The sequence below is a fragment of the Arthrobacter sp. SLBN-112 genome (genome assembly GCF_006715225.1).
GTDB lineage: Bacteria > Actinomycetota > Actinomycetes > Actinomycetales > Micrococcaceae > Arthrobacter.
In genome coordinates this window covers 332975-355168 of record NZ_VFMU01000001.1, presented here as the reverse complement: position 1 = coordinate 355168, position 22194 = coordinate 332975, and the positions used below count along the sequence as shown (strand labels likewise).

The 22194-nt window shown below is 68.0% G+C and carries 21 protein-coding genes; 13 read left to right on the top strand and 8 right to left on the bottom strand.

Features of this window, described 5'->3' with window-relative positions; all coding sequences use genetic code 11:
- Positions 1 to 94: 94 nt before the first annotated feature.
- Positions 95 to 1111: a LacI family DNA-binding transcriptional regulator gene (locus FBY33_RS01715; protein ID WP_142029016.1), complete on the top strand. Its 1017-nt coding sequence runs from the start codon at positions 95 to 97 to the stop codon at positions 1109 to 1111.
- A gap of 10 nt (positions 1112 to 1121) precedes the next feature.
- Here FBY33_RS01715 and FBY33_RS01710 read toward each other — a convergent pair whose 3' ends face one another.
- Together FBY33_RS01710 and acs are read right to left on the bottom strand one after the other, a co-directional pair.
- Positions 1122 to 1907, bottom strand: a complete 786-nt coding sequence (locus tag FBY33_RS01710) for a DeoR/GlpR family DNA-binding transcription regulator (RefSeq protein WP_142029015.1) — start codon at positions 1905 to 1907, stop codon at positions 1122 to 1124.
- A 96-nt stretch (positions 1908 to 2003) separates the two neighbouring features.
- Complete coding sequence (gene acs, locus FBY33_RS01705; protein ID WP_142029014.1) at positions 2004 to 4025, bottom strand: acetate--CoA ligase; 2022 nt, start codon at positions 4023 to 4025, stop codon at positions 2004 to 2006.
- A gap of 406 nt (positions 4026 to 4431) precedes the next feature.
- Here acs and FBY33_RS01700 point away from each other — a divergent pair, with 406 nt between their 5' ends.
- From FBY33_RS01700 to FBY33_RS01690, 3 genes are read left to right on the top strand one after another with little or no spacing between them, the layout of a single operon-like run.
- Positions 4432 to 5832: a hypothetical protein gene (locus FBY33_RS01700; protein WP_142029013.1), complete on the top strand. Its 1401-nt coding sequence runs from the start codon at positions 4432 to 4434 to the stop codon at positions 5830 to 5832.
- Positions 5833 to 5876: 44 nt separating this feature from the next.
- A complete protein-coding gene (gene nth / locus FBY33_RS01695; protein ID WP_142029012.1) occupies positions 5877 to 6671 on the top strand; it encodes an endonuclease III in 795 nt (264 codons plus the stop codon).
- Positions 6668 to 7345 (top strand): NUDIX hydrolase, encoded by a 678-nt coding sequence (locus FBY33_RS01690; RefSeq protein WP_142029011.1) that lies wholly within the window; start codon positions 6668 to 6670, stop codon positions 7343 to 7345. The genes nth and FBY33_RS01690 overlap by 4 nt, the downstream gene beginning before the upstream one ends.
- 3 nt (positions 7346 to 7348) lie before the next feature.
- On the opposite strand, the gene FBY33_RS01685 is transcribed toward FBY33_RS01690, so the two are convergent.
- The gene (locus tag FBY33_RS01685) at positions 7349 to 7540 is read right to left on the bottom strand and encodes a YegP family protein (RefSeq protein ID WP_082566611.1); all 192 of its coding nucleotides are present in this window, start codon (positions 7538 to 7540) and stop codon (positions 7349 to 7351) included.
- 178 nt (positions 7541 to 7718) lie between these two features.
- A complete protein-coding gene (locus FBY33_RS01680) occupies positions 7719 to 9455 on the bottom strand; it encodes a bifunctional 3'-5' exonuclease/DNA polymerase (RefSeq protein ID WP_142029010.1) in 1737 nt (578 codons plus the stop codon).
- A gap of 133 nt (positions 9456 to 9588) precedes the next feature.
- Here FBY33_RS01680 and ssd point away from each other — a divergent pair, with 133 nt between their 5' ends.
- From ssd to FBY33_RS20790, 7 genes are all read left to right on the top strand, one after another.
- The gene (gene ssd / locus FBY33_RS01675; protein ID WP_442858308.1) at positions 9589 to 10782 is read left to right on the top strand and encodes a septum site-determining protein Ssd; all 1194 of its coding nucleotides are present in this window, start codon (positions 9589 to 9591) and stop codon (positions 10780 to 10782) included.
- Between the two features lie 38 nt (positions 10783 to 10820).
- Positions 10821 to 12080, top strand: coding sequence for a TadA family conjugal transfer-associated ATPase (locus FBY33_RS01670; protein WP_442858307.1), 1260 nt, complete (start codon positions 10821 to 10823; stop codon positions 12078 to 12080).
- Complete coding sequence (locus FBY33_RS01665; RefSeq protein ID WP_142029009.1) at positions 12077 to 12871, top strand: type II secretion system F family protein; 795 nt, start codon at positions 12077 to 12079, stop codon at positions 12869 to 12871. Before FBY33_RS01670 ends, FBY33_RS01665 begins: the two co-directional genes overlap by 4 nt.
- Positions 12868 to 13470 carry a type II secretion system F family protein gene (locus FBY33_RS01660; protein WP_142029008.1) on the top strand — a complete coding sequence of 201 codons (603 nt, stop codon included), beginning with the start codon at positions 12868 to 12870 and terminating at the stop codon, positions 13468 to 13470. Before FBY33_RS01665 ends, FBY33_RS01660 begins: the two co-directional genes overlap by 4 nt.
- Before the next feature lie 162 nt (positions 13471 to 13632).
- Positions 13633 to 14022, top strand: a complete 390-nt coding sequence (locus FBY33_RS01655) for a DUF4244 domain-containing protein (RefSeq protein WP_142029007.1) — start codon at positions 13633 to 13635, stop codon at positions 14020 to 14022.
- On the top strand, positions 14019 to 14612 hold the full coding sequence (locus FBY33_RS01650) for a TadE family type IV pilus minor pilin (RefSeq protein WP_327436735.1): 594 nt from the start codon (positions 14019 to 14021) through the stop codon (positions 14610 to 14612). The genes FBY33_RS01655 and FBY33_RS01650 overlap by 4 nt, the downstream gene beginning before the upstream one ends.
- The gene (locus FBY33_RS20790; protein WP_268815855.1) at positions 14609 to 15094 is read left to right on the top strand and encodes an Rv3654c family TadE-like protein; all 486 of its coding nucleotides are present in this window, start codon (positions 14609 to 14611) and stop codon (positions 15092 to 15094) included. Before FBY33_RS01650 ends, FBY33_RS20790 begins: the two co-directional genes overlap by 4 nt.
- 20 nt (positions 15095 to 15114) lie before the next feature.
- Here the strand turns inward: FBY33_RS20790 and FBY33_RS01640 are convergent, their stop codons facing one another.
- Together FBY33_RS01640 and FBY33_RS01635 are read right to left on the bottom strand one after the other, a co-directional pair.
- Positions 15115 to 17490, bottom strand: coding sequence for a DEAD/DEAH box helicase (locus FBY33_RS01640; protein WP_142029006.1), 2376 nt, complete (start codon positions 17488 to 17490; stop codon positions 15115 to 15117).
- A gap of 87 nt (positions 17491 to 17577) precedes the next feature.
- Positions 17578 to 18270 carry a GNAT family N-acetyltransferase gene (locus tag FBY33_RS01635; RefSeq protein WP_142029005.1) on the bottom strand — a complete coding sequence of 231 codons (693 nt, stop codon included), beginning with the start codon at positions 18268 to 18270 and terminating at the stop codon, positions 17578 to 17580.
- Positions 18271 to 18404: 134 nt separating this feature from the next.
- Between FBY33_RS01635 and trhO the strand changes: the two genes are divergently transcribed.
- Positions 18405 to 19301 carry an oxygen-dependent tRNA uridine(34) hydroxylase TrhO gene (gene trhO, locus FBY33_RS01630; protein ID WP_142029004.1) on the top strand — a complete coding sequence of 299 codons (897 nt, stop codon included), beginning with the start codon at positions 18405 to 18407 and terminating at the stop codon, positions 19299 to 19301.
- 38 nt (positions 19302 to 19339) lie between these two features.
- Here the strand turns inward: trhO and FBY33_RS01625 are convergent, their stop codons facing one another.
- Together FBY33_RS01625 and FBY33_RS01620 are read right to left on the bottom strand one after the other, a co-directional pair.
- Positions 19340 to 19906, bottom strand: coding sequence for a hypothetical protein (locus FBY33_RS01625; RefSeq protein WP_235010307.1), 567 nt, complete (start codon positions 19904 to 19906; stop codon positions 19340 to 19342).
- 50 nt (positions 19907 to 19956) lie between these two features.
- On the bottom strand, positions 19957 to 20448 hold the full coding sequence (locus tag FBY33_RS01620; protein ID WP_142029003.1) for a hypothetical protein: 492 nt from the start codon (positions 20446 to 20448) through the stop codon (positions 19957 to 19959).
- A gap of 43 nt (positions 20449 to 20491) precedes the next feature.
- Here FBY33_RS01620 and FBY33_RS01615 point away from each other — a divergent pair, with 43 nt between their 5' ends.
- A complete protein-coding gene (locus tag FBY33_RS01615) occupies positions 20492 to 22141 on the top strand; it encodes a DUF7059 domain-containing protein (protein ID WP_142029002.1) in 1650 nt (549 codons plus the stop codon).
- Positions 22142 to 22194: the final 53 nt, after the last annotated feature.

Here is a 22194-nt window from a genome sequence, read left to right as displayed (position 1 = left end):
CATCTGGGAACGTTCACAGACTACGCGCGGGGCCAACCCTCTGTCAACGCTTGGGTGAAGATGCGCGCGGTCCAGACTCCGCTACAGTACAAATATGTCGCTGACACGCACCCGTGCCCGCCGCGCAACCATCAATGATGTCGCGGACGCTGCCGGGCTTTCCAGGGGGACCGTTTCACGCGTCATGAACGGGGAAAGATACGTCTCCGACGAGGCCAAACAAGCCGTAGAAGAAGCGATCGCCCGGGTAGGGTACGTTCGCAACAACGCGGCGCGGAACCTGGTCACGCAGGAGTCCCGGGCCATTGGGCTGATCATCCACGAACCCCACTCGCTTTTGTTCGAGGATCCCAACATCGGTTCCATCCTGCTCGGGGCCAATGAAGTGCTGTCCAAGGCTGATTACCAGTTGGTTTCGTTGATCATCGATTCAGACCGTGACAGCCGCAGGGTTGCGGACTACCTGCGCGGCGGTCTTGTTGATGGTGCCGTCATCATCTCTGCCCGCGCCTCCGACCCCATCGCGGCAGCCATCGCGGAGATCGGTCTGCCGGCCGCGTTTGTGGGTCATCCTGAAGGAACCCCGGAGCTGCCCTACGCCGCCATTGACAATGTGGAGGCAGCGCGGAACATCACCGGCAGGCTGCTGGAGACAGGGCGTAAACGCGTCGGCATGATTGCCAGTGCGCTGGACCGTGACTCCGGAAAGGATCGCCTGGCCGGTTTCCAGGCCGCCATGGGCCGTCGCTTTGATCAGCAGTTGGTGGTGGAGTATCCGCTGTATACCTACGCCGCCGGTTTCGAGGGAATGCAGGAACTGCTCCGCAGGGTTCCGGAGATCGACGGTGTATTTGCAGCCTCCGACGCCGTTGCGGCCGGAGCGATGACGGCGCTCCAGGAGGCGGGGCGGCGTGTGCCGGAAGACGTGGGGATTGTCGGATTCGACGACAGCAGCTGGGCGCTTCGGTGCCGGCCCCAGCTTTCCACCGTGCGCCAGCCGGCCGATCTGCTGGGAAGCACAGCCGCTGAACTGGTCCTGGCGCAGCTCCAGGGGCTTCCGGGCACGCCGCGCGTCCTGCAGACGACCGTCATGTGGCGCGGCTCCGCCTGAAGAACCTGTACTAGGCAGAGGCGATACGCAGCTTGGCCCGCTCCTGCAGGATCCGCCGGGCCTCCTCGCTGAGTCCGGCGTCGCTGATGACCTCATCCACGTCATCCAGGGCGGCGATGGAACTGATGCCCAGCATTCCCCACTTGGTGTGGTCGGCCAGCACCACAGTCTTTCGGGAGGCTGCCACGAAGGCCCGGTCGGTTTCGGCCTCGAGCAGGTTGGGTGTGGTGAACCCGGCGTCGGCATCCATTCCGTGGACGCCCAGGAACAGGACATCAAGGTGCAGCTGCTTGAGGGCGCCCGTGGCGATTGGCCCCACCAAGGCGTCCGAAGGCGTGCGCTCGCCGCCCACCAGGATCACCGTTGAGGCGTAGAGGGCTGATCCCGACGAGGCAGCGTGGTGGAAGAGGTCCGCGATCCTGACCGAGTTGGTCACCACCGTGATCCGCGGCCCTCCGGCCAATTCCTTGGCCAGAGCCCACGTGGTGGTGCCTGCGCTCAGACCAACCGCCATGCCCTCGTGGACCAGGGCCGCCGCCTCCACGGCGATGGCCCGCTTCTCCGCCGTCAGCTGCGTGGACTTCAGCTCGAAACCGGGCTCATGGGCACTGGCATCCCCGGGAAGTTTCGCACCGCCGTGGATGCGTTCCAGTTTCCCGCCCTCTTCAAGCTGCTCAATATCCCGCCGCACCGTCATCAGCGAGACACCCAGCTGCGCGGCCAGGTCCGACACCCGCACCACCCGCTCGCGTTGAACAGCATCCACAATGGCCTGGTGGCGGGCAGCTGCAAGCATGTGGGCGGATTCCTTCATCGCGGGTAACAGGGTTGCTCCCAGCATACGGCGACGGCGCCGCCCAGGCTGGGCAGCGCCGTCGTCTTACTGATGCCGCTATTTCCGCAGCGACTGGGCGATCTGCTGCATGATGGTGGGATCGGAGAGCGTGGTGGCGTCGCCGGGGTCGCGGCCCTCGGCCACGTCCTTGAGGAGGCGGCGCATGATCTTGCCGGAGCGGGTCTTGGGCAGCTCCGGCACCACAAGGATGTTCTTGGGCTTGGCGATGGGCCCAATCTCCTTGCCCACGTGGTTGCGCAGTTCCTGGACGGTGGTGTCACCGTTGTTCACCGCATCACCGCGGAGGATGACGAACGCCACCACGGCCTGCCCGGTGGTTTCGTCCGTGGCGCCCACCACGGCGGCCTCCGCCACGGCAGGGTGGGAGACCAGTGCGGATTCGATTTCGGTGGTGGAGAGCCGGTGCCCGGAGACGTTCATGACGTCGTCCACGCGGCCCAGCAGCCAGATGTCGCCGTCTTCGTCCTTCTTGGCACCGTCACCGGCGAAGTACATGTTCTCGAAGCGGGACCAGTAAGTGTCCTTGAACCGCTGCGGGTCCCCCCAGATGCCGCGCAGCATGGCCGGCCAGGGTTCACGGATGACCAGGAAGCCGCCGTGGCCGTTGGGGACCGATTCGCCCATCTCATCCACGACGTCCACCGCGATGCCGGGCAGCGGAACCTGCGCCGAGCCAGGCTTGGTGGCGGTGACGCCGGGGAGCGGGGCGATCATCTGTGCGCCCGTTTCGGTCTGCCACCAAGTGTCCACGATGGGTGCCTTGTCGCCGCCGATCACCTTGCGGTACCACATCCATGCCTCGGGATTGATGGGCTCGCCCACCGAACCCAGTACCCGCAGGGAGGAGAGGTCGTACTTCGCCGGGATCTCCGCGCCCCACTTCATGAAGGTGCGAATGGCGGTGGGGGCGGTGTAGAGGATGGAGACCTTGTACTTTTCCACGATCTCCCACCAGCGGCCCTGGTGCGGGGAGTCCGGGGTGCCTTCGTACATCACCTGCGTGGCCCCGTTGATGAGCGGCGCGTAGGCGACGTAGGAATGGCCGGTGACCCAGCCGACGTCGGCCGTGCACCAGTAGACGTCCGTTTCCGGATGCAGGTCAAAGACAGCCCTGTGGGTGTAGGCGGTCTGGGTGAGGTAGCCGCCGGTGGTGTGCAGGATGCCCTTGGGCTTCCCGGTGGTGCCCGAGGTGTACAGGATGTACAGGGGGTGCTCCGAATCGTGGCCCACGGCAGTGTGCTCGGGGGAGGCGGCTTCCACCGTGTCCGCCCACCAGTGGTCACGGCCTTCCTTCCAGTCCACGTCCTGGCCGTTGCGCTTGACCACCACCACGTTCTGCACCGTGTGGCCGTCGTGGGCCAGGGCGTCGTCAACGGCCGGCTTCAGCGGGCTGGGCTTGCCGCGGCGGTATGTACCGTCGGCAGTGACAACGAGCTTGGCCTCGGCGTCGTCGATCCGCGACCGGAGTGCGTCGGCGGAGAACCCACCGAAGACTACGGAGTGGACCGCGCCGATCCGTGCGCAGGCCAGCAAGGTGATGACAGCTTCCGGGATCATGGGCAGGTATACGGCAACCCGGTCACCCTTGGCCACGCCCAGGGACTCGAAAGCGTTGGCTGCCTTCTTCACTTCTTCGGTCAGTTGGGCGTAAGTGTAAGTGCGGGTGTCGCCCGGCTCGCCCTCGAAGTAAATGGCCACGCGGTCGCCTTTGCCGGCCTCGACATGGCGGTCCAGGGCGTTGTAGGCAGCGTTGATCTCACCTCCCACGAACCACTTGGCGAACGGCGGGTCCGACCAGTCCAGGGCCTGCGTGAAGTCCTTGCTCCAGGTCAGCAGTTCCCGTGCCTTCTTGGCCCAGAACGCCGGCCGGTCAGCATTCGCCTCGTCGTACTCGGCTGCGGTGACTACGGCGTCGGCAGCGAATTCAGGGGAGGGCGGGAAAGCCCGGGTCTCGTTGAGCAGGTTCTCGAAGGCGTCGCCCTGGTGGCCTTCCTGTCCTGCCGGCTGGGCCGAAGCGGACGGAACGGTGGCCGTGGAGCTGGGGGTGTCCTGGGACATGTGAACCTCATCATTCATCGATCTTTGCCGCGCGGGACGCCGCCACCGCATGGCCCGCCGTTCGCACGGCATTGGGCTTCAGCCGGGGCGGCATACCGCAAAGAGCTGTTCCGCAATCAAGCCTAATGCTTCCCGCGCATCGTCTGTGTGCGGCGTCACATGCACCACCGCGAGCGGCATTTTTTATGCGGTGAATGGCGTCTTCATGACTCGCCCGGCACCCGTGGAGACCTGCTCCAGCTAGTGATCAGCTTGGCCGTTGACTAGGCTGAGATGGAATTGTGACTTCACTTCGGACCGCCCCGGCGGGGCGCAGACAGTGCCTTGCCGGGCCGGACCGCATGTCAAGACGGCACAGTTTTCGGGTCCGGACCGGGCCCGGTGCCGCCACGCTAAGGAGAGCAGAATGAACCAGCAGAGCTACGGCCAGCGAACGGGCCCGGACACCAAGGCGGAAACCGGAGGATCGGGATCCGCCCTGGGAGGATCGGGGCACGCAACACCGGCCGGCAACGCCGCCAAGGGGCAGTCTGCAGGGCAGAAGGCCGCCTCCGGGAAGCCCGACCCGAACGCCAACCAGGCCGTGCTTGGTCCGTTCACGGTGCGGGACCTTGCCGTCTTCGCCGCCACCCTGGTCCTGTTCGTCGCGTCCCTGCTTCCCCTCTTCGGCGCCAGGTACAACCTGTGGAACCTGAACAACCTGTTCTTCCTGGGACTGGGCATCATCCTGCCGCTGATTGCCAGCGCACTGTTCGCCGCCCGCCGCCTGGCACCGGCCACCAGGATCCGGGTGGGTTCGCTCTCGATCGACCAGTTCGCCTCCGTGGTGGCCTCCTTCGCCCTTGCCTTCTTCTTCCTGTCGGTTGCAGGCGGGTATGCCACCAGCCTGCTGGTGGGCCTGATCGGCGCGCTTATCCTTTTCGCCGCCACCGTGCTGGGCCGCTTCCTGCCGTACCTCTCGGCTGACTTCAAGGACCGGCCCGAATCGCCGGCCCACATCGTGGCACGCGAGGCCGCGGTCCCGGCGCGGAAGCCGCGGACCCCCAAAGCTCCCAAGCCGGAGTCCGGTTCCAACCAGGCCGGCTCCAACCAGTCAAAGGGCGGCTTCAAAGGCGGCGCCCTGTTCGGTGGCGCCGGTGCAGGTTCCTCCGCTGTCCAGCCGGGATCTTCCGGCCCCAACCATGAGCCGGCGCGTTCGGCCCACATGCCCGCTACCGCTGCCGTCCCCGTGACGGGTCCCGGGGGTGCCACTGCAGCGGCTGCCGGCACCGGCACCGGCACCGCCACCGCCGGCGCGGCCGCTGCGGGAGCGGGCGCCTCCGCCCCTGCGCCAACCGCTCCCGTATCAACGGCCCCCGAAGTCTCCGACCAGGAAGCCGGCACACCGCATGCGGACGCTGGCCCGCCCACCCAGGCAGCCGACGTCGTCCGCCCTGACCCAACCCCGGCAGCGGAGGAGCAGCAGCAGGCAGCAGCACCGGCAGCCGGCGCTCCACAGGCGGCGTGGGAGCCGCCGGCCGCCACCGCCGTGCACCAGCAGGTCCGGGCCGAGCAGCCGATCGGGGCAACGGTGGATCCGTCCAGCCGCCACGACGAAGCTGACGGACAGCCGATCCATGAGGCATTCTGGTTCGCCGTCGCCCAGCACCGCACGGCCTATGATCCCCGGACGGGTGCGCCTGCTTTTGTGATCGAACCCGGCGGTTGGGTGCTGGCACTTGAGGACCGGGGCCACGAATTCCTGGTCCAGCACACGGACGGGCGGTTGGGCGTCCTGCGCGACCTCAGCAACATCGAGCGCGGCTGACGCCGGTGGCAGGGCCCCGCAGCAAACCCGGGCAGGCCGCGGGAATGCCCGTGGTCTCGTCCGAATCCGTCCTGGCGCTGAAGCGGCGGGCACGGCGCATCCACCGGGCCCTGGCCGAGAAGTATCCGTACGCCCATGCGGAACTGGACTTCCGCAACCCGTTCGAACTGCTGGTGGCCACCGTGTTGTCCGCCCAGACCACCGACGTCACGGTCAACCAGGTCACCAAGGTGCTGTTTGCGCGTTGGCCCAATGCCCGGGCCCTGGCTGAGGCGGACCCCACGGAGCTGGAAACTATCCTCAGGCCCACCGGGTTCTTCCGCGCCAAGGCGAGTAACGTCCGTGCGCTGTGTACGCGCCTGGTGGACGACTTTGATGGCGAAGTCCCGGGGCGGATGGAGGATCTGGTCACCTTGCCCGGAGTTGGCCGCAAGACCGCCAACGTGGTGCTCGCCAACGCCTTCGGCGTTCCGGGCATCTCCGTGGACACGCATTTCGCCCGGCTCGCGAAGCGGTTTGGCTGGACCCAGTCCGAGGACCCGGTGCAGATCGAACAGGACGTGGCGGAGCTGTTTGAGCGCAGGGACTGGACCATGCTGTCCCACCGCGTGATCTTCCACGGCCGCCGCGTCTGCCACGCCCGGAAGCCGGCCTGCGGGGCCTGTCCCGTGGCCACCTGGTGCCCCAGTTACGGGCTGGGGGAGACCGACCCCGTCAAAGCGGCCAAGCTCCTCAAGTATGAACTTGCTCCCGGCAGCGAGGCACTGCTGGAGCAGTACCTGTCGGAACAGCACCGGGCCGCGGAGATCCGGATGGCTTCCCAGACGAGGGCTCCGTGAGCGCACGCGAAGACCTGGCCCGGCTGGTCCGGCGGGCGGAATCCGGAACGGCCGGGCCGCCTGATCCGCGCTGGGCCGCGCTGACCGTGGACGCCGAGCGTGCCCGCAGGGCCGCTGTCCTGATGCTCTTCGGCGTGCTTGATGATGTCCCGGCGGCGTCGGGAAAGCCGCTGGCGCCGGCGGACCTGGACGTCCTGCTCCTGGAGCGCGCCCACACCCTGGGCTCGCATCCCGGGCAAGTGGCGTTCCCGGGCGGCAGCATCGACCGGGGCGAAACGCCGGTGGCGGCTGCGCTGCGGGAAGCAGAGGAGGAAACCGGGCTGGACGCAGGAGGGGTGGAAGTCCTGGGCACGCTCCAGGACCTGGGCCTGGCCCACAGCAACTTCCTGGTGACGCCCGTGCTCGGGTGGTGGCATTCGCCGTCGCCGGTCCGGGTGGTGGACTACGGCGAATCCGCCCAGGTGTTCCGCGTCCCGGTCAGGGACCTCCTGGACCCGGACAACAGGGTCATGGCCACCGTCCACCGGGCGGGCCGCACGTTCGACAGCCCTGCCTTCACCGTCAACGGCGTGGTGGTGTGGGGATTTACCGGCATCGTGCTGAGCGGCCTCTTCGACCAGCTCGGCTGGTCCGTCCCGTGGGACCGCACCAGGCTGCACCCGATAGGGGTCTAGTTTTCAGGCCTGCTGCTGGCGCAAATCCACCACGATTCCGGTGGCGGCATTCTCGCGCATGGCCTTGATCCCGTCGCGGAGCATGCTGAGGGATTTGAAGGTTGGGGACACCGCAACGATGTTGCCCTCGGCGTCGGTGAGCCTCAACCGGTACGACTCGTCGCCTGCACGGTGTATTTCAAATCTTCCCGCCATGGACGGGGACCTCCCTGGTATGCGTCGTTGCATCAGCGTGTGGACCGGTCTGCTTCAGTCGCCGCTTCGACTGTAACGTCCGTCACCGGGGGAGTATAGCTACCACCGGGTAGGTTACTTTTGCGTCGCCAGGGGTACTTTGCATTGTTGCAGACAACCATGGCTGGCCCCCGCCCTGCTATTTAGCGAGGTCGTAGGAGTCGACGACGGCCATGCTCACCGGGAACTCCACAGGGATGGGGCCGAACAGCAACTCCTTCGCAGCCTTCGCTGATTCCTCGATGGCCGCAATGCAGGCCCCGACGCCCTCCGCCGGCGCATGCACCATCACCTCGTCATGCAGGAAGAAGGCAAGCTCGGCCCGCACACCCCCGCCGCTGCCACCGGTTCCTGCCGTCCGCAAGGCGCGCAGCCGCCGTCGTAATTCTGCAAGCCAGCAGGCCGCCCAGTCCGCTGCCGAGCCCTGGACCACGAAGTTCCGGGTGAAGCGCCCGCGGGACCGGGCGATCGACTCTGCCCGCCGCTGCTCCTCCGCCGTGGCCGAGCGCTGGCTCAGGAACCACTGCCCGGACGGCGGAGGGCTGCTGCGGCCCAGCCTGGTGGTCACCGTCCCGCCCGCCTCACCGGTCCGTGCCGCGCGTTCCACAAAGTCCACGGCGCGCGGATAGATGCGTGCCAGCTGCGGCATCAGACGCCCCGCCTCGCCGGACGTGGCCCCGTACATGGCCCCCAGCAGGGCCATCTTCGCCTTGGCGCGGTCCCCGCCAAAGCCCTTGGCGGCAATCCCGGCATACAGGTCCTGGTCCCGCGCCGCCTCAGCCATGGACGAGTCCTGCGCGAGGGCCGCCAGGACGCGCGGTTCCAGCTGCGAGGCATCCGCAACGATGAGCTTGTGGCCAGGGTCTGCGTGCACCGCGCCGCGGACCTGGCGGGGGATCTGCAGCGCGCCGCCACCCCGGGACGCCCAGCGCCCCGACACCACGCCGCCCACCACGTATTCCGGGCGGAACCTCCCGCCGTCCACCCACGCATCCAGCCAGGCCCAGCCGTTCGCGGTATGGAGGCGGGAAAGCTTCTTGTACTCCAGCAGCGGCTCGATGGCCGGATGGCTGGACTCCCTCAGCTCCCACTTCCGGGTGCTTTTGACCTCGATCCCGTTGCGGTGCAGGGCACGCATCAGGTCCTGCGGGGAATCCGGGTTCAGCCCGGGTGAGTTGAGCAGGGTGCGCAGCTCCGCAGCCAGCGCCTCCAGCTTTACCGGGCGTTGGCTTACGGGCGGGCGGGGACCCAGGTGGCTGGCCAGGATCTGTTCGTGCAGGTCCTCGCGCCATGGGACGCCGGCATGCTGCATTTCCGCGGCCACGATGGCGGCCGCGGATTCCGCCGCGAGCAGCAGCTGGAGTCTGTTCCGACGGTTTTCCGCCGTGCCCACGCCAGCCAGCGCAGCCTGCTGGGCCGCGTATTCAGCCCGGAGCTCCTCAAGCGTCCAGCCGGATGACGGTGCCGCTGCGGGGTTGTCGAACAGTGCGCCCTGGTCCGCTGGGGGACGTGGTGGCTGCAGCGCCTTTGGCGGAAGCACCGGATCCTCCACCGGTGCCCTGTCCGTGTTCCGGGCATAGTCAGTGTGGGCGCTGAACTGGGAGAAGGCCAGGATGTTGCCGCAAAGGGTGAGGTCATAGCAGCGTTCCACCTCCACCCCGGACGCGAGCAGCGCGGGGTACCAGTCCTGGGTCCGGTGCCAGATCCAGCGGGGCGGCTGGCCGCCGGGGCGCCGGACTTCCAGATCGCGCACGACGGCGGCAAGGTCGGTGAGTGCCACGGTGCGGGGTTCAGGGTTGGCCGGCTGGGCGTGGCCCGCCTGGGTCAGTTCCTGGAGCGCCGCGCCATGGGGGTGGGCGGCGAGCAGCAGGTACATGCTTCCATTCTGCCCTGCCGTTCGGTGTGCTTTGCCTTTGAGGTGGTGTGGTCAGCGGTGTCCTTGGTGCAGGTTGTCCACATACGGGGTTGGTTCCCTTAACCGGATTGCGTGTCCGCGGCAGAGTGGCTCCATGAGCAGGCACCAGCTGAACGCATCCCTATCCGGACCGGGACAGGCCCCCGGCTCTTCCTGGCGGCCAACGGACGGGGTGTCATCGAGCGCGGCCTGGCTGCCGGGCGACGCAAAACCTGATGATTCCTTGCCTGGCGGTTCGGGCGAGGTGCTGTTGGTGACCTCCTCCGGCGTCCTCCGGGCCGAAGTCGAGCGTATTGTGGCAGCCGCCGGTGCGCACCTGCGCGTTGTGCCCGATGCCGTGGAGGCTGGACGTTATTGGGAAGCGGCGTCCGCCGTCCTGGTGGGCAGCGACGTGCGCGAACTGCCGCCGCGGCGGCACACACCTGCGGTCATGGTGGGCCTCGATGGTGAGGGGGACAGCCTTTGGCACCTCGCGGCTGCCTTGGGGGCGGAACGTGTTGCCGTGCTGCCGGATGCTGCTGCCTGGCTGGCCGACCACCTGAGTAGGTCGCGGTCGCCGGGCCCGGGCGCTCTGGTCCTTGGCATCACGGGCGGTTGCGGCGGAGCCGGGGCCACCACTGCCGCCATCTGGATAGCGCAGGCGGCAGCAGGGCTGGGGGTGCGGGTCCTGCTCGTTGATGGCGACCCATGGGGAGGGGGCCTGGAGCTGGCACTGGCCGCCGAGGAAAACCCCGGGCTCCGATGGCCGGACCTCGCTGAGGCCAGGGGAAGCATCGACCCCCTCCAGCTCTCGGATTCCCTGCCGGTCGCGGGAGGCTTTTCCTTCCTGTCCTGGCCTGCCACGCGGGAGCAACCCCTTCCTGTCGCCGCCGCCGCAGCAGCCGGTGTGCTTGACGCTGCCCGCCGTGGCTATGAACTGGTCCTGCTCGACGTGGGAAGGGGTGCAGAGCCGCTCCATACGGTGGCGTGGGACTGCGACCGGATCCTGATGGTGGTGCCCGCACAGCTGAAGGCGGCAGTGGCGGCGGTGCGCCTGCTCCAGGAGCTTCCGCCGGTGGAGGCGGCCCTGCTGGTCCGGGGCCGGCCCGGCTCTGCCCTGGACAGTGCCCTGATCGCTGATGCAGTAGGGCTGCCGGTGCAGGGCCGGATACCTGAACTGCGCGCCGTTGCGGGAGCCATGGAATCTGGGCGCCTGCTGGACCTGGGGAAGCGCCGGAATATCCGGAGCTTTGCTGCCTCTGTGCTTGATTGGCTTGGCGAGGACCTGACGGTGGGAGACATGGCATGAGGCGGGCGCCGGGAAGTCCGCCGGCACCGGCCAGGGAAATGGGCAGCGCAGCGGGGGCTGGAGGCCTGGGTTCACGGCGCAGCGCCCGCATCCTGGAAGCGGGCCAGACCGGCCGCCCGGTGCGCAGCAGGGAAACATCCGGCGCCAGGTCAGTCGATTCCGGGCTCCTGGAATCCGTACGGGAGTCCATGATGGCTGAGGCGGGAGCCGTGACGCCTTCACGCGTTGCGGCGGCAGTCCAGGCCACCGGCAAGCTGTTGGGCACCGCTGGTTCCCTCGCCGCGGTGGAGCGGATCAGCGCCGAACTCAACGGACTGGGGCCGTTGCAGGAGCTTACCCGGGACCCCGCCGTCACGGACATCTTCGTCAACGCCCCCGGCTCCGTCTGGGTGGACCGTGGCCGCGGCATCGAGCGGGTTCCCGTCCTGTTCGACGGCGAGGGGCAGCTGCGGGCCCTGGCCTGCAGGCTTGTCGCTGCAGGCGGGCGCCGCCTGGATGACGGTTCACCCTGTGTCGATGTCAGGCTTGCCGGCGGCTACCGTGTCCACGCCGTGTTGCCGCCGGTTTCCACGTCCGGGACGCTGCTGAGCGTGCGGATCCGCAGGGAGCGGGTCTTCAGCATGGAAGAGCTGCGGTCCGGCGGAATGTTCGGCCCGGGAGTGCAGGGGGTGCTGGAGAAAATAGTGGACAGGAGGTTGAGCTTCCTGATCAGCGGGGCCACGGGTTCCGGGAAGACCACGCTGCTGTCCACCTTGCTGGGCCTGTGTTCGGCGGAGGAACGGCTGGTCCTGATCGAGGACGCATCCGAACTGAATCCCGTCCACCCCCACGTGGTCGCCCTGGAATCACGTCACGGAAACCTTGAAGGCGGCGGTGCAGTGGATCTGGGTGAACTCGTCCGGCAGGCACTGCGCATGCGCCCGGACAGACTGGTGGTGGGCGAGTGCCGGGGCGCGGAAGTCCGTGAGCTCCTCACCGCGATGAACACAGGGCACAGCGGTGGCGGAGGCACCATCCACGCCAATACGGCGGCGGCAGTCCCCGCCAGGCTCAATGCCCTCGGGGCGCTCGCAGGGCTGGGACCCGAGGCCGTACGGCTCCAAGCGGCCAGCGCCCTGGACGTTGTCATCCATGTGGGCAGGATGCCGCGGGGAAGGGAAGTCGTGTGCATCGGACTCATCCATGACGGCACCCAGGGTTTGACGGTGGTGCCGGCTGTTGAAGAATCAGGTGTGCCGGGTCCCGGCTGGCCTGCGCTGGCAGCCCGTTTGGGGATGGAACCGGGGTACATCCTGTGACGGTCATCCTCTGTGTGCTCCTGGTCGCCGCTGTGGTGCTGCTCCTCAAGCCGCCCCTGAATGCCGCGTCCAGGTTGCGCGCAGCCGGCGGCAAAAGCCCGAAGGCGCCCGGCGGCCGGAAACACCCGGTACTGCCCTGGGGCAGCCCGGCCGGCAGGGGTACCGCAAGGATGCGGGGACCCGGCCTGACCCTGGTGGTTCAGCAGTTGGCGGCGCTGCTCAAGGGCGGACGAACACCGGGGCGGCTGTGGGACGAACTGTGGACCGTGTACGGGACCGCTGAGGATGGGCAGAGGCAGCACCTCGCACTCCCGTCCCCGGTGCTGTCCGGGGGTTCACTTGCAGTCCTGGCGTCCGCACGCGCGGCTGCGGCAACCGGAGCCCCTGTTTCGGAGGCCATCCGGCGTGCGGTTTCCATGGCGTTCCCGCGCCGGGACAGGGAAGCCAAGACATGGTCGGAGCTGGCTGCCTGCTTCGACATCGCCGAAGCCAGCGGATGCCCGCTCGCCGACGTGCTGACCCGGTTCGCTGCCCAGCTGGAAGCGGAGGACGATGCGGACGCGGCCAGGCAGACCGCTCTCGCCGGCCCCAAAGCCACAGTCCGCCTCCTGACCTGGCTTCCGGCGATGGGTCTTGGGCTGGGCGCCGCCTTGGGCGTGGATCCGCTGGCCACCCTGCTGGGAACACCCCTGGGGCTGGCCGCGCTGTTCGGCGGCGTGCTGCTTACCGCAGCCGGGAGGGCGTGGTCCGCCCGGCTTGTTTCTGCGGCTGCAGGGGCAGGAGTGCCATGACGCCGGGTTGGGCCCCGGGCCTGGCGTTGTTCCTGCTGCTCGGCGCTGGTGTCTGGCTTGCGGGTACCGGGCCCGACCGGTCGCGTCACCGGCTCCGCCGCCTGGTTCATGCCGGAGCGGGAGCGCAGCAGACCGCCGCTGAGGGGCCGGCCGTTGAGCCCGGCAGCGGACTGAAAGATACAGCCATGATGCTCGAACTCGTCGCGGCGATGCTCGACGCCGGCGCCGGCATCGGGCGTTCGCTGGAACTGGTGGCTGCCTCAGCCGTGCCCCAATACAGGGACTCCCTGCGGCCTGTGGTCTCGGCCCTCGCCATCGGTGCCGACTGGGAAACAGCGTGGCGCAGCTCTGCCGTACGGCTCCCGGAAATCCTGGAACTCCGGGATGCGCTGGGCTTCGCCGCACTTACGGGGGCGCCGTCGTCCGCAATCCTGTACGCACAGGCCGCCCGGCTTCGCCGGGAACGGTTCAGGGCCGCGGAAAAGCGGGCTGCTTCGCTCGGCGTGAAGCTGGTGGTTCCGCTGGGACTGTGTTCCCTTCCCGCCTTCATTTGCCTTGGCGTCGTCCCGGTGCTGCTGGCCCTGGTGCCAGCTGGCTAAGCACAGGCTGCCCTGCCTGGAAATGAGCGCTGATCCCTTCCTCCACAAGGCTGAATCGCCCACCTTTTCCACTTAGCCCATCCACCCACTTACCCACTCCCTCGGGGCCGGGAAGAGTCAAGACAGCCGGGAAAACCACCGGCACAACGGAAAGGAAACCACATGTACATCAACCACCACCGCCGCCACTACACGTCCGGAACCGCCGCGCTCGCCGCGCTCGCCGCGCCCGGCCAGAAGCCCGCACAACGGGACAGCAACCGGCCAGGCACCAACAGGGCACCATACGCTTCCACCCCTTCCCTTGCCCCCGAAGCTTCTGCCCCCGCAACCGGCAACGTCGTGGAGCTCTACCCCGGCTCGGGCAGTACCCGGGCCAAGGTGCGGCGCAGCGGCCTGCCCGGTTCACAGGCCGGCATGGCGACCGCGGAGTATGCCATCGCCACCCTCGCCGCAGTCGGATTCGCAGGGCTGCTCGTGTTCATTCTCCGCAGCGACGAGGTGCGTGGCTTCCTCCTCAACCTCATCCGCACGGCACTGGCGCTGCCGTGACGGCTTCACCGGCCGGGCTTCTTCTCCCTGGAGCCCTCGGTTCCGGGCCCGTCGAAGCCAGTCCCGTCGAAGCCAGTTCCCTGGAAGGCGGGAACTCGGAAGGCGGGAACCTGAAAGGCAAGCCCCTGGACGGCGGGACCGTCAGTATGGCCGGCAGCATAGGGGACCAGGGGCCAGCGGACTCCGGCGCAAACGCACGGGGTGCCGTGACTGCAGAGTTCGCCGTGGCGCTGCCGGCTGTACTCGCGCTGCTGGCCATGCTGCTGGCCGGAGCCGCGGCGGGGATGACCCAACTGCGCATCGAGGAGGGAGCCCGGGCCGGTGCCAGGGCGCTGGCCCGGGGCGAGGACCCGGCTGCGGTGGAAAAGACAGTGAAGACGCTGGCCGGCAGTTCGGCCGCTGCGTCGGTTGCTGAGGACGGTGAATGGTTCAATATCACCGTGACGGACCGGGTGCCGGGAGCATTGGGAGCATCCATCCCCTGGATCCTCACCGCACGTGCGTCATCGCGGAGCGAAACAGCGTGGACGGGAGCCGGCAGTGGTACTGCTGCCGTCGGGGGCCCGGCGCACGGCCGGGTAGCCAGATGATGGGCGACGCTGACCGGCGGCATCACGTCATGGGGCAGGGGCACCCCTCCGTGGTCCTGAAGTATGCTGCCGCTGGGCGGCGCCATCCCGGAGTCGGGCGCAGGAGTCACACCGCGGGCACATGCGGGCCGGGAACGCGTGATGGACGCGAACGCGGTTCGGGGACAGTCCTGGCCGCAGGTTTGGCCTTGGTGGTCATGACGGCCATGGCCGTCATGCTGCTGCTGGCGCAGTCGGCCGTGCTGGCCAGCAGGGCGGCAGCGGCCGCGGACCTGGCGGCCCTGGCCGCAGCGGATGCCCTTCGCGGCATCACCACGGGTGAGCCGTGCAGTGTCGCCGCGAATGTGGCCGCCCGCCACGCCGCCACGGTCCTTAGCTGTTCAGAAGGCTCGGGCCAGACCATTGAGGTGCGGACCGAGCTCGGCGAGCGCCCGCTGCTGGGCGCGGCAACCGGTCATGCCCGGGCAGGGCCTCCGCCGTAGCGGTGACACAGGAGCGGGAGTCAGCTCCTGGCCTCCACATCCAACCGGGTGGTCTCGGAGGCGTCCTTGAGCAGGACGTCCAGCAGGGTCACCGCCGCGGCCTTGTCCAGCGGATTGTTCTTGTTTCCGCACTTGGGGGACTGCACACAGGACGGGCAGCCGGATTCGCACTCGCAGGCTTTGATGGCGTCCCTGGTTGCTGCCAGCCACACCTTGGCCTTGTCGAAACCCCGTTCGGCAAACCCGGCACCGCCGGGGTGTCCGTCATACACAAAGATGGTGGGCACCCCGGTGTCCGCGTGCAGCGCCGTGGAGACCCCGCCGATATCCCAGCGGTCGCTGGACGCAACCAGGGGGAGGAGCCCGATCGCCGCGTGCTCCGCGGCATGGAGTGCGCCGGGGAACTGGGCTTCGATAAGACCAGCTTCCGTGAGGGAACGGTTGTCCACCACGAACCACACCGCCTTGGTGAAGAGCTCACGCGCCCCCAGCTCAAGCGGCTCCTCGCCCAAAACCTCATTGGAGATCAAGGCCTTGCGCTGGAAGGAGACAACCTGCGTGGTGACCTTCACGTCACCGAAGTGGACGGTCACGTCGCCCCACTGCATGGTCCGCACGGTGTCCAGGACCTCGATCTGGGTCACGTCCCTTGCCGTGGTGTAGTAGTCGGGATTTGCCCGCCGCACCATGACGCAATGGTCGTCCTCGTTCAGGTCTTCCACCACATACGTGTCGCCCTGGTGCACATATACCGCACCCGTATGTGCCTGGTAATGGGTCTGGGGCGAGTCCATCGTGCCCAGCAGGGAACCGGTCTCGGCGTCGACGATGCTGACCGGGCCTCCACCGTCGCCCCGGAGATTGACCATGGCCGCAGCGCTCTGGGAGTGGGTCCAGAACCAGCCGGCAGGCCGACGACGCAGGTAACCCTGTGCCACTAGCCGGTCTAGGAGCATCTCGGCAGTTCCGCCGAAAAGGTCCAGCTCTGCCGGTCCCAGGGGGAGTTCCGCCGCGGCAGCGCACAAATGCGGTCCGAGCACGTAGGGGTTGGCCGGGTCAAAGACCGTGGCCTCCACCGAGACGTCGAAAATCGCCTCGGGGTGGTTCACCAGGAAGGTGTCCAGCGGATCGTCACTGGCCACAAACGCGGCGATGGCGTCCTGGCCTGCCCTGCCGGCCCGGCCAATCTGCTGGAAGAGCGAGGCCCGGGTGCCGGGCCAGCCTGCCACCAGGACTGCATCGAGGCCGGAGATGTCGATCCCCAGCTCCAGGGCGGATGTGCTGGAGACGCCCAGCAGCTGGCCGGAACGCAGGGATTTCTCGACTGCCCGGCGTTCCTCCGGCAGGTATCCCGAGCGGTAGGCGGCCACCCGCTGCGGAAGGCTGGGGTCCACCTCGTCAAGGAGCCGCTTGGTGATGGCCGAAATGGTTTCGGCACCCCGGCGGGACTTGATGAAGGCTATGGTACGGATCCGGGCGGACACCAGGTTGGCCAGCAGGTCCGAGGTCTCGGCCACTGCCGTCCGGCGCTGTTTAGCCCCGTTCTCGCCCCGGACCTCGGTCAGCGCCGGTTCCCAAAACGCCACGGTGGTGGCTCCGTGGGGGGAGCAGTCCTGGGATACGGCCTTTACCGGGGCACCAATAAGGCGCGAGAAGGAGACATCAGGCTCGGAGGCCGTGGCTGATGCCGCAATGAATACTGGTTCGGGGAAGGAGGTTCCCGCCCCGTAGTACGCACAGATCCGGCGGAGCCGCCGCATGAGGTTGGCCACGTGTGATCCGAACACGCCCCGGTAGCTGTGCGCCTCGTCCACAATGACGTAGCGCAGACGGCGGAAGAACCCGGCCCACCAGGCGTGGTTGGGCAGGATGCCGAAGTGCAGCATGTCCGGGTTGGCCAGGATGAAGTTGGCGTGGTCCCGGATCCAGCGGCGGGCGGCCGGATCGGTATCGCCGTCATAGGTTTCCGCCCGGACCGTGGGCAGCTTCAGGGCGCGGATGGCGTTCAGCTGGTCGGCGGCCAGCGCCTTGGTGGGGGACAGGTACAGGGTGACGGCGCCGTCGTCGTGGATTTTTCCCGGGTCTGCGAGTACCCGCAGCTCAGAACGGTGGATCGCGTCAAGCGCTGGCAACTGGTACGCCAGCGACTTCCCGGACGCGGTACCGGTGGCCACCACCACGTGCTCCCCGGAGTGTGCCGCATTGGCCGCATCCACCTGGTGCCGGTACGGCTCGCGGATGCCCAGCGACCCGTACGCCTCAGCAACATCCGGGTGCACCCACTTGGGCCACGGCGCGTGGATTGCCTCCCGGGCCGGTACGGTCCGGACATGACGGAGCTGTTCCGGTTCCGGGCCGCGGCCCAGCAAAGGAATCAGGGAGTCATGGGGATTCACCCCACCATTCTTTCATCCAGTGCTGCGGGACGGGCACGCGGTTCGCCAAAGGGAAAACAGTACGGGGCGTACTTCCGCCGGGGCGGCTTAGCTCAGCGAGAGATCCGATCCGTCGTTCGACGCCGAGAGCATCAGGACCCGCGCAACTGTTGACCAGCCAAGGTGGGAATAGAGCTTCTGCCCGTCCCTGGACGCCAGGAGGAGGCCGCTGCGGACATCCTGCCCGGAAGCCTGGGCTGCCAGGGCGCGCATGATGAGGCTGCCCAGGCCCCTGCGCTGGAACGCCGGCTCGGTAATGATCTTGTCGAACACTGCGGTGTCGCCCACCACGAACACCCGGCCGCTGGCCGCCACGGCGTCGCCGGAGCGGACTTCGGCGTAGTGGACGCCATTCTGTTCCGAAGTGGACAGCCTCAGGTCGTCGTCGGAAAGCCAAGGGTCCTCGGTGTCCTGGGTCTCCATGTCCACGATCATCATCGTCTGCGAGTCGGAGGTGACGTTGAGCCCCTGCCGGGCAGCCAGCGCAGCATACCGGGAGGGATCGTTGGTGAGGATGGTCAGTACCCTGGCGGGGGACGCTGCGGTCCTGGCAGCCAGCGCGGCGAACTCGTCATCAGTAGGTTCTGACGCGAAGACTTCCCATTCACCGCTGGTATCAGAACGGAGCGCGGCAGGGAAGCGTCCCTCGGTGGTGGTCTGGTAGCCGCGACACCCGGCCCAGCCCGCAACCCACACCTCGAGCAGGCCAGTGATGTCTTCAACCAGGGTTTCCGGACTCATGGCAAGAAGACTATTCCAGCGCGATCGCCAGCAACAGGGGGTTGGGAAGTGCTTATGGAATCGTAATGAGGCCCCATCCTCCGGGCACTGTGAAGCAGGATCCGGCCCCCACGGCAGCCGGTACCCTTAAATACGTGGCTTTGAACAAAATCGTGCTCTTTTACGGCTTCACCCCCATCGCTGATCCGGACGCCGTCCGGCTCTGGCAGCGCGCCCTCTGCGAGAAGCTGGACCTTACCGGCCGCATCATCATCTCCAAGGATGGAATCAACGCCACCGTCGGCGGAGAAATCGGCGCCGTTAAGCAGTACGTCAAGACCACCCGCGAGTACCCCGGGTTCCGCGGAATCGACGTCAAATGGTCCGACGGCGGAGCGGAGGACTTCCCCCGGCTCAGCGTGAAGGTGCGGGACGAGATCGTCTCCTTCGGCGCACCGGGAGAACTCAAGGTTGACGACAGTGGCGTGGTGGGCGGCGGGAAGCACCTCAAACCCGAAGAACTGCACCAACTCGTGGACGCCAGGAAGAAGGACGGGGAGGACGTGGTCTTCTTCGACGGCCGCAACGCGTTTGAAGCGCAGATTGGCCGCTTCAAGGACGCGGTGGTCCCGGACGTCGCCACCACCCATGACTTCATCAAGGAACTGGACTCCGGAAAATACGACTCCCTGAAAGACAAGCCGGTGGTCACCTACTGCACCGGAGGCATCCGCTGCGAGGTGCTCTCCAGCCTGATGGTGAACCGCGGCTTTAAAGAGGTGTACCAGCTGGACGGGGGCATCGTCCGGTACGGCGAAGCCTTCAAGGACCAGGGCCTTTGGGAAGGTTCGCTCTATGTCTTCGACAAGCGCATGCACCTGGAGTTCAGCGAGGAGGCCAAGACCATTGGCCAGTGTGCCCGCTGCTCCGCGCCCACCAGCAAATTCGAGAACTGCTCCAATCCCAGCTGCCGCACCCTCACGCTGTACTGCTCCGGCTGCGCCGCCAGCCCCGAGACGCTGCGCTGCCCGGAAGGCTGCACCGCAGCCTGAAACCCGGCCCGCATAAGCCTGCCGGGTCCACCTGGGCATCATCCCAGCCGGTACACGCGGAACGCGTAGTTCGCCGCGGTCCTGGCTTCCACCCTGACCGCCAGGACGCTGTCCGTGGACACGTAAATGACGTTTTCACGGTTGATGCCGCAGCGCAGGCCCAGGTCAACCAAAGTGAGGGTCTCGGTACGCACCGTGAAGGTCACCCGGCGCTGGCTCCTGCAGGCGATGGCCAGGATGTACGTACCGGTCTTCAGGACCGGTGACGAGATGGTCCGCACCTCCGCGGCAGCAAGCAGCCCGGCGTCGGCCTGGACCACCGGGCCGGTGCTGTCCGGAAGCGCCCTTGACACCCAGTCGCCCAGTTCCGCGTCGCTGACCGGGTCCTGCTGCAGGGGGTCCCTGGTGAAGGCCGGCGCCGGGGCAATGGTGGCGGTGCCCTGCACGGTGCCGGCCCGGGCGTCGTCGTACGTATATTCGCAGCCGGCCAGCGCACCTGCCGCAAGCACCAGCCCAAGGACGACGGCGGCCGGGGGCTTCGGTGCCGGCGGCACCCGTGCTGTCCCTTGGGAAAGGGGCGCGGAGACTCTCCGCACACTGGGCATAGTCAGACTTTATGCCCGCAGCGGGCGGCGGGCCATAGCCGGAACGGGCGTTATTGCGCCCGCACCAGCCGGTAGGCGTAAAGCAGCGGAGCGTCCACGCTGGAGCTGCTGATTTCCACCCGTCCGGCGGCGGGAAGGCTGATCTTGGTGGTCTCCTGCCGGCCGTTGCACGCGGCCCCGGCTTCGGCAACGGGCTTGCCGTCCAGCGACACCGCGAAGAAGGCCTTCCCCGCTCCGTCACAGACAGCTGTGAGCTGATAGCTTCCGGCAGGAACGTTTGCGGCATCCTGCACAATACGGTCCCGGTTGAGGATCTTGCCCGAGTCCTGAAGCACAACAGCAGCCGGTGACGATGGCAGGGCGGTTGCCCGCCACTTCGGCACATCCGCGTTTTCCACGGAAGACACGGGCGAGCACCCGGCCACAGCCAGGCCGAGGACCGCGGCAAGCACCGTCCCCGCCAGCGTTGTCCCCGGCAGCGGACGGCGAATCGCAGCACCTGCCGTGCGGGCGCGCGGAAGGAGGGCAAGGCGGGAAGGCATGGCTCCACCGTACCCCGCAGGCACGCCGGACTAAACTTGAGCGGTGCCTAGATCCCCTTACGAGTTCACCGCCGGCAACACCCCCGACGCTCCCCGCAGCGACCTTCCCGGCCTGCTGGCGGCGCTCGCCGCAGACCTGCGCCGCCTCGAGTACACGCTGGACGGCGTGGCCGGGCTGCTGGGCCCTACGGCCTCCGCGGCACTGAACCGGGACCAGATCATCCCCGCGTTGCTCGCTGCCGAGCGGGCAGTGAAGGAGGACAACGGCGTGGCCCCGCTTGCCGCCGTCGTCCGCCTCTGGCTCCTCGCCGAGCCCCAGGAACGGGAAACGCTCGACGCCGCGCTGCCGGACACAGGCGTTGAAGGCCTCCTTGAGCTCGGGCTGGTGCAGCCCGTACCCGGCTCGGGCCTGCTCACCGCCAAGGCAGACCTGCGGCCGTACGGCTGGGACAGGAATGACGACGGCACCGGCGGCGCCGAGCTCTGGGTGGCCAGCGACCTCGCGGCGCATCAGCAGGCGGGAGTGCTGCGGCACGACCACGTCCTGGGCATCGGGCAGGCATCCACCACGCTGGTGCAGACCACCGTCCGCCGCCACACCCAGCGCGCCCTGGACCTGGGGACCGGCTGCGGCATCCAGGCCTTCCATCTGCTGCACCACTGCCAGCATGTGACCGCCACCGATATTTCCGAGCGCGCCCTGGCTTACGCCCGGTTCAACATCCTGCTTAACGCAGAGGCGCTGTCCGTGGACCCGGACCGCCTCGAAGAACGGGTGAGCCTGCGCCTGGGTTCGCTCCTGGAGCCCGTGGCCGGTGAGGAATTCGGGCTGGTGGTCTCCAACCCGCCGTTCGTCATTACCCCGCGGAGTCCCGGCGAGGATGCTGCGGACCAGTTCACATACCGCGACGGCGGCCTGCCGGGCGACGGAATCGTTGCTGCCCTGGTGGCGGACCTGCCCGGCATCCTGGCTCCCGGCGGGTCGGCCCAGATGCTGGGGAACTGGGAAGTTCCCGCCGGTGCAGGCTGGGACGAGCGGCCAAAGTCGTGGGTGCGGCCGGGGACTGATGCCTGGTTCATCCAGCGCGAGCAGGTCAGCCCCGAACAATATGCCGAAACCTGGCTGCAGGACGCGTCGGAGTCCCGGGACCGGCAGCACTACCGCGACGCCTACGCCGCCTACCTTGAAGACTTCGCCTCCCGGAACGTGGCGGGAATCGGATTCGGCATGGTGTGGCTCCGGCGCCCCGCTTCCGGCGCCGGGGCCGCCATCAGCCGTTTCGAGGAAATCACCTACCCCATCGAGCAGCCCATCGGACCCCACCTGGGCGCCGCCGTCGAACGCAGCGACTGGCTGGCCACGCATGACCTTGCCGGCACGCACCTGCTCGTCGCCGACGACGTCACCGAGGAGCGCCACCAGCGCCCCGGCGCCGAGCACCCCGGTGTGATCCTGCTCCGGCAGGGTGCTGGGCTGCGCCGCACCAACCTGATGAGCACGGAACTGGCCGGCTTTGTGTCCGCGTGCGACGGCGACCTCACCGCCGGGCAGATCGCCGCTGCTTTGGAGGCCCTCCTGGGTGGGGAGGACGGGTTCGACGCCGGGTCCTTTCAGGGCGCGCTGCTCGCCGACGTGGCCAACCTGGTGCGTGACGGCTTCCTCATTCCGGCAGCGGTTCCGGCTGAGGTTTAGGGGCCCACCCGGCGGAGCGCCAAGCACCCTTGGCGCCCCCAACGGAGCCCCGT